The sequence below is a fragment of the Bacteroidota bacterium genome, from assembly GCA_016706255.1.
Taxonomy (GTDB): Bacteria; Bacteroidota; Bacteroidia; order Chitinophagales; family BACL12; genus UBA7236.
In genome coordinates this window covers 22,106-33,948 of the sequence record JADJJZ010000011.1, presented here as the reverse complement: position 1 = coordinate 33,948, position 11,843 = coordinate 22,106, and the positions used below count along the sequence as shown (strand labels likewise).

The window sequence follows — 11,843 nt, the reverse complement described above, 5'->3', positions numbered from 1 at the left end:
TATTTTAGCTTTTCCATTTAATAGTACAACCGATTGCTTTCGTAAAATTAACTGCCGGTTTTTCACCTTTTTTTAATGAACCGATTGCATCTTCCACATATTTTGTTTTTACAGCTGCGGGTTCATCGGTATTATCATCAATTGCACCAATATATTCAACAGTAAATTTGCCATTGGTATTTTTTAACAGAAATACATGTGGTGTTCTGCTGGCACCAAAATCTTTGGCAACCTGTTGTGTAGCATCAAATAAATACGGGAAGGTATAACCCATTTCTGTTGAACGTTTTTTCATATTTTCCGGGGAATCATCAGGCACGCTTACAGGATCATTCGGATTAATTGCCAATACCGGATATCCTTTAGCAGCAAAGTTTTTATCTAAATCCATAACCCGCGATTCGTATGCTTTTGCATAAGGACAATGGTTGCAGGTAAACACAACAATTACACCTTCTTTTGATGCATAATCGCTTAATGAAACCGATTTACCATCGATATTATTTAATGTAAAGTTTTTCACTTCATCGCCAACAGCATAACCGGTTGGAGCAGGTGTGGTGAGTGATAATAAAGCTGCTAATGCAGGCGCTAATATGGATAACATAGTTATAAATTTTATTGGTGAGTTAATGTTTTTATTTTTTCGTTTAAAGTTGCTTCGGTAAAAGTTGTTTCATGGAAATAATTAATTTGTCTGGCATTGTTAAACATCAACGTTGCCGGAATTGTTCCCTGCCATCTCGTATCCACTAAATCTATCCAATCGGTCGGCCTTTCCTTATAAATTGCCCATACGGTGCTCTGTATTGCGTGATTATTCAGAAATGGCACAAGATTATCTTCCCAGCGTATTTGTGCATCCAGTGAAATTAAAATCACTTTTATGGGTGCATTTTTATTTTGAGCGGTAACAGAATCAAATAAAGGCAATTCTTCAATACATGGTTTACACCAGGTTGCCCAGAAATTTACAATGTAGAGGGTATCATTTCTGTTATCCAAAAAACTATCCACTGCTGCAAATGTTTTGTATTCAACCGATTGCGCCTGGCTATTGGTCAACCAAAAACAAATTATCAGTGTACACATCCATTTCATTCAGCTAAAATACGGCTAAAATGGTGTGCAAACGTTTTCTTAACAATAATTAATTGCGGGAAAAATCAATTTTATAACCTGCAGTAATACCATATTGGGCACAAAATCCACCATTAACTTCAACTACATAAATTGCAGGACCTTTTGATGGCAGCGATTGTTCCGAAAATGGCTGTGTATCTTCAGCTATCGATACAATTTCTTTTTTGGCATTCACATAAATAATATCGAGTGGGATAATGGTATTTTTCATCCAAAACCCTTGTGGTTCTTCTACATCAAAAATGAATAACATACCCTGATCATTACTCATAAAGGAGCGATTCATCAAACCCTGCATGCGCTGACTTTCATCATCAGCAACTTCAATATTGATATGTACAATTTTGCTGCCGTCAGGTTTCAGGAAATCCAGTTCACCTTCTTTCACAAATTTTGGCTGTCCGTCGGTAAGGGTTGCGGGACGCGGTGGCGTTTTCGGCTCGTCTTTACAGGATACAAAACCGGTTATAATCAACATGACAAAAGCAGGAAGGATGAATTTTTTCATAAAATGATAATAAGGGCAAAGATATTGAGAATTATGATATGGTTTGGGCTGTATTCATCGGCATTTAGGTGCTGTTTACCGAAAAAACGGCGCTAATCGCAACTTTTAGCATTGTAGCAGGTATAAAGCAGTATACTTTTGTTAAAAATTAAACAAATGACAATAATAGAAGATCCGAATAAGCCGAATGAAGTAAAGCAAGAGGAAAGAAGACCATTGGAGCAACGCAGGTTTTACCTGACCGGTTTGGCGCTGCTGGCGGCAGGTGTTTTATTTTTGGTAGACAGGTCTACAGATTATGATATTCCGTTTCCATTATTCAGTTGGGAATTTATACTCATTATTGCAGGTATTTATATTGGTGAAAAAAGTCGTTTCACCGGATTTAGCTGGCTTGCATGTATTGCAATCGGTGCTTATTTTTTGATGGATGATTTTTTCCCTGATATTAATTTACATTTTTATTTTGGACCGGCGATATTAATTATTTTGGGATTATATTTTTTGGCCGGACCAAGAACATTCCGACCTAGAAGACCGCGGAATAAATTTCAAGGCAAATATGATTACCATCGCAACACCGTTGAAAAAGGATTTGCAAGCGAAAATGCAATGTCTGACGATTATGTAGATATTGTTTCAGTGTTTGGCGGCGTGCAGAAAAAAGTTACCACTAAACAATTTAAAGGCGGAGAAGCCGTAAGTATTTTTGGCGGCACAGAATTAAATTTGATGGGAGCCGATTTTGAAGGGAAAGTGATTTTAGATTTAACACAAATTTTTGGGGGATGTACACTCATCATGCCACCACACTGGGATCTTAAATCGGAACTGGTTTCTATATTTGGCGGAACTGAAGATAATCGCCCGACAGCCAATGTGGTTACTGACCCTAAAAAAGTTGTGCTGTTAAGAGGAACTTCTATATTCGGCGGTATTGAAATTAAAAGCTATTAATTATTTCTGTGGCCACCAATCCGATTTTCAGCAGTAAATATATTCGTCCGGCCTTACTGAGTTTATTCGTATGGTCGGCTTTTCATGCCTGCTTTATTTATTGGCTTGGTTACGATATTAAAATAGCAATTGCCGATAGTTTAACCTTTAATTTTATTCTTGCCGATTTTTGTGTGGCGCATTTATTTATTACACAATTTTATCAGCCCAAAAAAGATAAATCAGCTTACATCATTCTAGTTGGTGTTATAGTTGCAACCGGAGTAACTTTTTTAAGCAATTTTATAATTGGATTGTATCGATTTAGCGATTTAGATTACTACGCATTTTTAAATAAATCGGTACCGGTTAGAATTGGCGTTGCATTTCTTTTTTCTGCTATAATTAATATGATCAGTATGTTGGTGAAAGGTGTAGAAGAGCAGAAAAACAATACACAGCGCAGGTTTGAGGCTGAACAACTTTCGAAGGAAGCAGAATTATATAATTTAAGAAGTCAGTTACAACCCCACTTTTTATTTAACAGTTTAAACTCCATTAGTGCATTAGCCGGCAGTCGCCCGGAAGAAGCGCGGAAAATGATTCAGCAATTATCGGATTTCTTACGCGGCACTATTAAAAAAGATGATGCACAGTTAGTTTCCTTAAAAGAAGAACTACATCATGTCAATTTATATCTCGAAATTGAAAAAGTGCGTTTTGGTCACCGTTTAGCGACTGAAATTATTTGTGATGAAATTTGTAGTGCTAAAAAAATTCCATCCTTATTATTGCAACCCATTTTAGAAAATGCCATCAAATTTGGTTTGTATGATACATTGGAAGAGGTAACCATCAGCATAGTTGCAAAATATGAGGAAAATTACCTGCACATAGCAGTCAGTAACCCTTACGATATAACATCATCTCCCCCTAAAAAAGGGACGGGATTCGGATTAAGTTCTGTGCAGCGCAGGTTATATTTATTATTTTCAAGAAACGATTTATTACAAACTGCTCAAACAGAGAATCAATTTATTACAACAATTAAAATACCACAACCCAATTTATGATAAAAGTAATTATTATTGATGATGAGCCATTGGCAAGAAGTATTGTGAGAGAGTATATTACACAATACAATGATATTGAAGTGGTAGCAGAGTGTGGAGATGGATTTGAAGGTGTAAAAGCAATAACACAATTTGAGCCCGATTTAATTTTTTTCGACATTCAGATGCCAAAAATAAATGGTTTTGAAATGTTGGAATTACTGGATAAAATGCCTTTGGTAATTTTCACTACAGCATTTGATGAGTATGCATTAAAAGCATTTGAAATTCACGCAATTGATTATCTCCTAAAACCTTTTAACAAAGAACGTTTCGACAAAGCTGTAAGTCGCTGGAAAGCCCTGCAACCGCCGCGCAGCAGCAATACTCCTGCCCTACTGGAAACCATTGCAGAACAAGAACAACAACCACAACGTGTTGTAATAAAATTAAATAATAAAATAAAAATTATTCCGTTCAGTGATATCATTTATATTGAAGCTGCGGAAGATTATGTGTTTATACATACATCTGAAGGCCGATATATGAAACACAAAACCATGACCTTTTTTGAAAATGCTTTAGATAAAAATATTTATGTGCGTTGTCACCGCAGTTTTATTGTAAATGTGCAATTAATTAACCGCTTGGAAGTGTATGAAAAAGATTCGCACGTAGCAATATTAACCACCGGAGCAAAAGTGCAGGTGAGTAAAAGCGGATACAGCAAATTAAAGTCTGTTTTAGGGGTATAAAAATAAAAACCGGCATCGAAAGATTACCGGTTTTTATTTGCTTTAAGATTTAGAATTTTTTTTGGCTATTTTTTCAGCCTTTTTTTCCTTTTTGGTTTTTTCAGGTTTCTTTTTAGTTTCTTTTACTGCATTTTTTCCTTTTGCCATGGTAGTTAAATTTTATAATGCAATTATAATAAATTTTATACTATCTGATTACACCGGATTAAAAATGTTAATCACATTAAATACACCTGTTTACGGGTGAGTGACTACCAATTGAAACACTTTATACGTGTTACCATTAAACATATTGACCAGATACAAACCCTCAGGCAGCCCGGAAACGTTTATAGAACAAGTGGTTTGGCCTTTTGGAATTACTGTTTCATACACCAATTGACCGTTGCTGTTGAACATTGATATTCCTGTTGTGAATAGTCCGGCGTTTGCATTTTTGATTTCCACGGAAGCGTCTGCAGGATTGGGATACAGGCTGCAATTAGCCAAGGGTTTTAATTTTCTCTAAACTAATGGTTGACGTGTCTTCGGTTGCCGTATCAGCGCAAATGGTATTGAAGCCGGCTCCGGTAAACCAGATTGCTCCGGTATCGGTAGTAAATGTAACAGGCATTGCAAAACCGGCCAGCGAAAAAGTGCCTTCATAGGGTTCAACCGTTCCACCTGAATCATTTTTGCTGCAATTATTACCAGCACTGTCGAATTGAAGCACAAAAATTTCATCGAACAATTCACCTTCAGGAACACCATGACCGGTCAGCAAGAAGTTATTTGTATTGGTTTGAAGCAATCCGCTTGCATTTTCAATTTCAAAGTCACCGGCAAATGCTGAAAAAACGATTTGCATCGCTGTATCGAGTTTAATCAGATAATAATCGTCGTTTGCTGAATTTCTTGAGCCTGCTATTGCAAACTGATTGTCGTTGGTGCGAATAATTTGTGCCGCCGTTTCTGCAGTGCCTGAATTAATTATTTTTTGCCATATCGTATTTCCGTCTCCATCCACTTCACTTAAATAAATATCATAATTATCATCATAAGATGAACCGGCAATAATAAACTTATCACTATTAACGGCAACAATACTGCGTCCTGATTCAAATTTGTCGGTTTTACCTGATTTGTTGAACCAGCTCAAAGTGCCTGTGGGTGTAAATTTCGCGACGAACATATCGCCTGTGGTAACGGGAAATCCGGTATGGATATAACCGGTCACAATCAGGTTTCCATCTTGTAATTGCACAACATCAACAGCTTCACCACTGCAGGTTCCACAAACTGTAAAACGGCGACTCCATTCCACTTCCAGTGCAGCATTTAATTTAATAATCATGGGTTGATAGGTAATAAGTGCGGCACCAACCGTATCGGTATAACCAACCACAACAAAACCACCATCAATTGTTTTAATTAACTGATTGCCGATATTATTAGTTACATCGCCAATAAATTTTGCAGTAATTAATTCGCCTGCAGCATTTAATTGCACTAATGCCACATCATAACCACCAACTTCGGTGTAAGTGCTGCCTGCAATTAAAAACGAGCCATCATTTAATTCAACAGCAGCTTTGGCAACATCTTCCATTTCGGTGTAGACTACAGTGCTCCAAATTTGGTTTGCAGCAGAGTCAGTTTTAACGATATAAAATCAAAAAAATCGCCGGACCAGGAATTGGAATTTCCGGTAATTAAAAAGCCGTCATCAGAAGTCTGGATACTTTTTCCGGAATATTCGGTTCCGGTATCACCAAACGAACGGCAATAGGTTTGAGCAATGATTTGTTGCCCTAAAACCGATATTAGCAGGAGGAGAAAACAGCGCATATCGTTTCAAAGTTTAATGAACGACTAATATACAAAAAAATCCCTGTTACCGCAGCAACAGGGATTTTATATTTCACTTCTTTCTGTATCAGATTAAATGATATGATTACATCATACCATCCATACCACCCGGCATTCCGCCGCCCATTGGCATGTCTTTTTTCTCTGGTTTGTCTACAATTGTGCACTCAGTGGTTAATAATAAACCTGCGATTGAAGCCGCATTTTCAAGAGCAACACGTGTAACTTTAACCGGATCGATAACACCTGCTTTTAACAGATTTTCATATTTTTCTGTTCTTGCATTAAATCCGAAATCAGCTTTGCCTTCGCGTACTTTTTGAACAACAATTGAACCTTCAATACCGGCATTGGCAACGATAGTTCTGATTGGTGCTTCTAATGCACGTTTGATAATATCAACGCCGATTTTTTCATCTTCGTTAGCCACTTTCAATTTTTCCAATACATCAATTGCACGGATATAAGCAACACCACCACCTGCAACAATACCTTCTGCAACTGCAGCGCGTGTAGCGTGTAAAGCATCGTCAACACGATCTTTTTTCTCTTTCATGGCAACTTCAGTAGCAGCACCGATATATAATACCGCAACACCACCACTTAATTTTGCTAAACGTTCCTGTAATTTTTCACGATCGTAATCAGAAGTTGTAGTTTCTATTTGCGATTTAATTGTGTTTACACGAATTTTAATATCATCTTTTTTACCTTTTCCGCCAACAATAGTTGTATTGTCTTTGTCTACAGTAACTTTTTCAGCACGACCAAGGTCACCTAATTCAACACTTTCTAACATTTTACCTTGCTCTTCGCTAATCATTGTTCCACCGGTAAGAATAGCGATGTCTTGTAACATTTCTTTTCTTCTGTCGCCAAAACCAGGAGCTTTAACAGCACATACTTTAATGGTTCCGCGTAATTTATTTACTACTAAAGTAGTAAGCGCTTCGCTGTCAACATCTTCAGCAATAATTAATAATTGAGCACCTTGTTGCGCTACTTTTTCTAAAATAGGTAACAGGTCTTTCATCGTGCTGATTTTTTTATCGTAAATCAGGATGTAAGGACGTTCCATTTCTGCCTCCATATCATCACCATTGGTAATGAAATATGCAGATAAATAACCTCTGTCGAATTGCATACCTTCAACTACATCACTGTAAGTATCAGTACCTTTTGCCTCTTCTACAGTAATAACACCATCTTTAGAAACTTTTTGCATTGCAGTAGCAATTAATTTACCGATTTCAGCATCGTTGTTCGCTGAAATTGCTGCAACCTGTTCAATTTTTTTATTGTCGTTACCAACTTGTTGAGCTTGTTTTTTTAATTCAATTACAACCGCTTCAACAGCTTTGTCGATACCACGTTTTAAATCCATAGGATTTGCACCTGCAGCAACATTTTTTAAACCTGCAGTAACAATAGCTTGTGCTAATACAGTAGCAGTTGTAGTTCCATCACCTGCAACGTCGCTGGTTTTGCTTGCTACTTCTTTCACCATTTGGGCACCCATGTTTTCGATTGGGTCTTCCAATTCAATTTCTTTTGCAACAGATACACCATCTTTAGTAACATTAGGTGCACCGTATTTTTTTTCAATAACTACGTTACGACCTTTTGGTCCAAGCGTTACTTTAACTGCATTCGCTAATGCATCTACACCCGCTTTTAATTTTTCGCGTGCTTCTACATCAAATTTTATAATTTTTGCCATAATATGATTTTTTAATATTTATTGTTGATTAAGTGATTACTTCGATTAGAAGTGAGTTGTGTGTTATTAAATGATTGCGAATATGTCAGACTCACGCATGATGAGGTATTCCTGACCATCAACAGTGATTTCAGTTCCTGCATATTTACCGTATAATACAGTATCACCAACTTTAACGGTAACCGGTTCATCTTTTTGCCGGGGCCTGCTGCTACTACAGTTCCTTTTTGTGGTTTTTCTTTAGCTGTGTCGGGAATAATAATTCCGCCTTTGGTAACAGTTTCGGGAGTTGCTGCCTGCACTAATACGCGATCAGCAAGGGGTTGAATAGTCAATTTACTTTTTGCCATATAAAATCTGTTTAATCGTTTATGATGATTTGTCAACCGCCCCTGTCATAAACTGTGCCTCAGCCCTTAAACCGAAATTTTGGCGTAATTAAAGGGTTATTTTGGCAGTTTAGGGCATTTTAAAGGCTTAAGAAGCCCAATAAACTGCCATTTCGGTAAATACGACATTTTGTCAATACCCAAACCAACCGAAATTCCTGCTAATGAGGCCGTTAGTATAAAAAGTAAGAAAAGTTGAAAACTGAGGCTGTTTAATGAAAAGTTAAACAGTAATATTGCATTACAAGCAACTTTTTTTTATCCTTTTCAGACAACCAAGAAAAACAAACACACACAACCTATGCGCACACTTTTAATTGTTATGCTCTGCATGGCAGGGTTAACCCTATTTGCACAACCTCAATGTGACAATGATTCTACAGGTCTTATTCCATTAGTAGATTTAGGAACAGGTTATTATGCAGGACATCAGGGGGGATTATTTCCGGGTGGCACAAATAACATTCCGCTATACCATCGCAAACGAGGAGTTAAATTCTCCAACGAATCGATAAAACCACTCGATTCTTTAGGCAATATTGATTACGATAACGGACGAATTATTTTTCTGGGAATGGGTGCATCGCTTGCTTCAAATGCGTTTAATGCATATATCGATTCCATTAAAATTTACGACTTCGAAGGCATGAATAATTGCCTTGATGTTAAAGGGATGTTTTTTGGGGGAAAAGATTTGGACCAAATGATTGATTTTGAAGATAACAGTTACTGGGAAAGTGTACGCGGCAAAATGGAAGATCGTGGTGACAGTTATGAGCAGGTGCAAGCAATTTGGTTGCTGCAACAAAGTTTTGAAGACACCTCGGCTGATTTTAATACTTATTACAGTAGTGTATTTAACAAATATGTTACGTTGATGCAGGTATTAAAAGATACCTTCCCAAATTTAAAACAAGTGTATTTAAGTGGTGTACATTACATGGGTTATATGGACCCGAATCATTTCCGCTATGATGCCTTTGTTGAGCCACATGGTTACTGGGGAAATATTGTAATTAAAGAAATAATTGCACATCAAATTATGGGTGACCCTGCATTAAAATACAAAGGTGCTTCACCCAATGCAGCCTGGATTAGCTGGGGGCCAAATTTTTGGGCAGATGGAAAAAATCCGCGTATTTATGACGGTTTATCATGGACCTGCGACCAATATCGTGATGATGAAACAGGTGGCGGATTTCATTTACAAGACTCCACAGATGCTTTAGGCATTGAAGCACAAATGCTAAAAGATTTTTTTACAACAGATGCTGTCGCCAAAATCTGGCATCAGGATGGTCCATTGTGGTCCGCTTGTCCGATTGACACCTTACGCAAAGGAAGAATTATAATCGCCGAACCAAATACCTTTTTATTATTTCCGAATCCTGCAACAAATACTGTTGTAATTAAATTATCGGAAGTAATTAATTCCGATTTCGAAATAACTATTTTTGATGCATTAGGAAAAATTATTGAACATCAAACATTCTCAAATTATACTGCTCAAACCATTCCACTGCAATTACATTGTGATGATGGAATTTATTTTGTGGAGATAAATACGGGTGCTTCGAAAATGATTAATGAGTTGGTGGTGCAGCATTGATTTTAATTTTAGGGTTTGATGCTAATAATTTACCTGTTTCATTCTATTCAAATTTATCGTTTCGGTCGGAGACCGGTGTGGCGTCTGGAGTCGGGAGACTCCACGACAACATCAACAGGTAATTTTCAACGATGTTGAAAATTACCTGTTGTAAGCACAACTGCTACCTACACCTGACAGTGTTAGGTTTACTTACTTGATTAATCAGAGTTTACCTAACTATAACAACATGACTAGTTTACGCAGATCTAACCCCTTTAGGGGTTACATATTTTTAGATAGGATACGGTTTATCCTAGCCCGGATTGAAGCGAAAACAAGCTAATGTGCTAATGTGTTAATGTACCGATGTACCAATGGAACAGCCGGTTTTGAGTGAAATTGGAAGTAGCTGCTTGTTGTAGCGAAAAGCCGGCAACGATTTTGATGGTGTGGGGGATGGTGATGCTCCAATTAATACAATTTTTTATGATGGTTTTAATGCTAATTTTTGCAGTCAGTTTTTTTGGAGATTAATTTTTTATTGAAATAATATTTTTAGCGCTAACATCATTAATACCCATATTTTTCCTTCCAACGATCGCGTAAGAATTTTCGCATTTCATTTTCTTTGGTGTTGTTGCCGGGTTCGTAAACTTTTTTTCCTTTTATTTCTTCGGGTAAAAATTCCATGTCGGCGAAATTGCCGGGACTGTTGTGTGCATACTGATAATCTTTTCCGTAATTAAGTTGTTTCATCAATTTTGTCGGGGCGTTGCGGATGGCGAGTGGCACGGGTAAATCGCCGGTGTTGCGGACGAGTTCATAGGTGTTTTGTAGAGCAACATACGAGGCATTACTTTTTGGAGAAGTAGCTAAATAAATTACGGTTTGCGACAACGGAATACTACATTCAGGATAACCCAACATGGTGACGGCCTGAAAACAACTGGTTGCCAGCAAAAGCGCATTGGGATTGGCATTGCCGATGTCTTCACTTGCGAGAATTAACATACGCCGTGCAATAAATTTCGGGTCTTCTCCCCCTTCAATCATACGCACTAAATAATACATTGCTGCATTGGGATCGCTACCGCGCATACTTTTTATAAATGCAGAAATGATATCGTAATGTTGTTCGCCATTTTTATCGTAAGAGGCCGTTTTTTTATGCGCCAGATTTGTCATCAGGGCATCGGTAATTTCAATCGGATCTTCGGGAATTGTTTCTTCAACTAATTCGAGGAGATTTAATAATTTGCGTGCATCTCCCCCACTTAATTTTATTAATGCTTCTTTTTCTTTGACGATAATTTTTCGTTTGGAAAGAATTACATCTTTAGATATTGCGCGTTCAATTAATTGCTCTAAATCTTCTTTGGTAAATTCCTGCAACACATAAACCTGACAGCGCGACAATAATGCATTAATTACTTCGAAGGAAGGATTTTCGGTAGTGGCACCAATTAATATAATGAGTCCTTTTTCAACGGCACCTAATAATGAATCTTGTTGTGCTTTATTAAAGCGATGAATTTCATCGATAAACAAAACAATTTTGCCGGAATTTTTCGCTTTTTCTATTACTTCTTTCACATCTTTAACACCGGAAGCAACAGCGCTGAGTGAAAAAAATGGCAAGTTGGCCGCATTGGCAATGATATTAGCGAGTGTAGTTTTACCGATGCCGGGTGGTCCCCAAAAAATCATGGAAACCAGCTTGCCGGTAGTAATCATGCGGCGTAAAACCTGCCCTTCACCAACCAAATGTTGTTGACCAATATATTCGTCCAGGTTACGGGGACGAAGGCGTTCAGCTAATGGTAAGGTATCGAAAAGCATTTACACAAAGGTACATGCTATTTAGAATAAATTAAATGGCAATTGCATTAAATGCAGTAATA

The 11,843-nt window shown here is 37.4% G+C and carries 12 protein-coding genes and 1 pseudogene; 4 read left to right on the top strand and 9 right to left on the bottom strand.

The window, feature by feature from the left end; translation table 11 throughout:
- Nucleotides 1–4 precede the first annotated feature (4 nt).
- The 3 genes from IPI65_14635 to IPI65_14625 are packed head-to-tail and all read right to left on the bottom strand — an operon-like array spanning nucleotide 5 to nucleotide 1,651.
- Entirely contained in the window at nucleotides 5–607 is a 603-nt protein-coding gene (locus tag IPI65_14635) for a thioredoxin family protein (protein MBK7442710.1), read from the bottom strand.
- An 11-nt stretch (nucleotides 608–618) separates the two neighbouring features.
- On the bottom strand, nucleotides 619–1,092 hold the full coding sequence (locus tag IPI65_14630) for a TlpA family protein disulfide reductase (protein ID MBK7442709.1): 474 nt from the start codon (nucleotides 1,090–1,092) through the stop codon (nucleotides 619–621).
- Between the two features lie 58 nt (nucleotides 1,093–1,150).
- The gene (locus tag IPI65_14625) at nucleotides 1,151–1,651 is read right to left on the bottom strand and encodes a DUF192 domain-containing protein (GenBank protein ID MBK7442708.1); all 501 of its coding nucleotides are present in this window, start codon (nucleotides 1,649–1,651) and stop codon (nucleotides 1,151–1,153) included.
- A gap of 156 nt (nucleotides 1,652–1,807) precedes the next feature.
- On the opposite strand from IPI65_14625, the gene IPI65_14620 reads away from it, so the two are divergent.
- Genes IPI65_14620 through IPI65_14610 form a run of 3 tightly spaced genes read left to right on the top strand, consistent with a single transcriptional unit; the run spans nucleotide 1,808 to nucleotide 4,394 of the window.
- Nucleotides 1,808–2,608: a hypothetical protein gene (locus IPI65_14620; GenBank protein ID MBK7442707.1), complete on the top strand. Its 801-nt coding sequence runs from the start codon at nucleotides 1,808–1,810 to the stop codon at nucleotides 2,606–2,608.
- 8 nt (nucleotides 2,609–2,616) lie between these two features.
- A complete protein-coding gene (locus IPI65_14615) occupies nucleotides 2,617–3,660 on the top strand; it encodes a histidine kinase (GenBank protein MBK7442706.1) in 1,044 nt (347 codons plus the stop codon).
- Nucleotides 3,657–4,394 (top strand): response regulator, encoded by a 738-nt coding sequence (locus tag IPI65_14610; GenBank protein MBK7442705.1) that lies wholly within the window; start codon nucleotides 3,657–3,659, stop codon nucleotides 4,392–4,394. Before IPI65_14615 ends, IPI65_14610 begins: the two co-directional genes overlap by 4 nt.
- 237 nt (nucleotides 4,395–4,631) lie before the next feature.
- Here the strand turns inward: IPI65_14610 and IPI65_14605 are convergent, their stop codons facing one another.
- From IPI65_14605 to IPI65_14585, 5 genes and pseudogenes are all read right to left on the bottom strand, one after another.
- The gene (locus IPI65_14605; protein ID MBK7442704.1) at nucleotides 4,632–4,841 is read right to left on the bottom strand and encodes a T9SS type A sorting domain-containing protein; all 210 of its coding nucleotides are present in this window, start codon (nucleotides 4,839–4,841) and stop codon (nucleotides 4,632–4,634) included.
- Between the two features lie 34 nt (nucleotides 4,842–4,875).
- On the bottom strand, nucleotides 4,876–5,982 hold the full coding sequence (locus IPI65_14600) for a delta-60 repeat domain-containing protein (protein MBK7442703.1): 1,107 nt from the start codon (nucleotides 5,980–5,982) through the stop codon (nucleotides 4,876–4,878).
- 11 nt (nucleotides 5,983–5,993) lie between these two features.
- A complete protein-coding gene (locus IPI65_14595; GenBank protein ID MBK7442702.1) occupies nucleotides 5,994–6,221 on the bottom strand; it encodes a hypothetical protein in 228 nt (75 codons plus the stop codon).
- Between the two features lie 106 nt (nucleotides 6,222–6,327).
- Entirely contained in the window at nucleotides 6,328–7,962 is a 1,635-nt protein-coding gene (gene groL, locus IPI65_14590; GenBank protein ID MBK7442701.1) for a chaperonin GroEL, read from the bottom strand.
- A gap of 66 nt (nucleotides 7,963–8,028) precedes the next feature.
- Nucleotides 8,029–8,312, bottom strand: a pseudogene (locus IPI65_14585) (co-chaperone GroES).
- A gap of 340 nt (nucleotides 8,313–8,652) precedes the next feature.
- Here IPI65_14585 and IPI65_14580 point away from each other — a divergent pair.
- On the top strand, nucleotides 8,653–9,960 hold the full coding sequence (locus tag IPI65_14580) for a T9SS type A sorting domain-containing protein (GenBank protein ID MBK7442700.1): 1,308 nt from the start codon (nucleotides 8,653–8,655) through the stop codon (nucleotides 9,958–9,960).
- 552 nt (nucleotides 9,961–10,512) lie between these two features.
- Here the strand turns inward: IPI65_14580 and IPI65_14575 are convergent.
- Complete coding sequence (locus IPI65_14575) at nucleotides 10,513–11,781, bottom strand: replication-associated recombination protein A (protein ID MBK7442699.1); 1,269 nt, start codon at nucleotides 11,779–11,781, stop codon at nucleotides 10,513–10,515.
- Nucleotides 11,782–11,843: the final 62 nt, after the last annotated feature.

Bases quoted from the DNA above. Each gene is read 5' to 3' on its own strand.
- IPI65_14635 (MBK7442710.1), bottom strand. From the start codon at position 607: ATGTTATCCATATTAGCGCCTGCATTAGCAGCTTTATTATCACTCACC.
- IPI65_14630 (MBK7442709.1), bottom strand. From the start codon at position 1,092: ATGTGTACACTGATAATTTGTTTTTGGTTGACCAATAGCCAGGCGCAA.
- IPI65_14625 (MBK7442708.1), bottom strand. From the start codon at position 1,651: ATGAAAAAATTCATCCTTCCTGCTTTTGTCATGTTGATTATAACCGGT.
- IPI65_14620 (MBK7442707.1), top strand. From the start codon at position 1,808: ATGACAATAATAGAAGATCCGAATAAGCCGAATGAAGTAAAGCAAGAG.
- IPI65_14610 (MBK7442705.1), top strand. From the start codon at position 3,657: ATGATAAAAGTAATTATTATTGATGATGAGCCATTGGCAAGAAGTATT.
- IPI65_14600 (MBK7442703.1), bottom strand. From the start codon at position 5,982: ATGGAAGATGTTGCCAAAGCTGCTGTTGAATTAAATGATGGCTCGTTT.
- IPI65_14595 (MBK7442702.1), bottom strand. From the start codon at position 6,221: ATGCGCTGTTTTCTCCTCCTGCTAATATCGGTTTTAGGGCAACAAATC.
- groL (MBK7442701.1), bottom strand. From the start codon at position 7,962: ATGGCAAAAATTATAAAATTTGATGTAGAAGCACGCGAAAAATTAAAA.
- IPI65_14580 (MBK7442700.1), top strand. From the start codon at position 8,653: ATGCGCACACTTTTAATTGTTATGCTCTGCATGGCAGGGTTAACCCTA.
- IPI65_14575 (MBK7442699.1), bottom strand. From the start codon at position 11,781: ATGCTTTTCGATACCTTACCATTAGCTGAACGCCTTCGTCCCCGTAAC.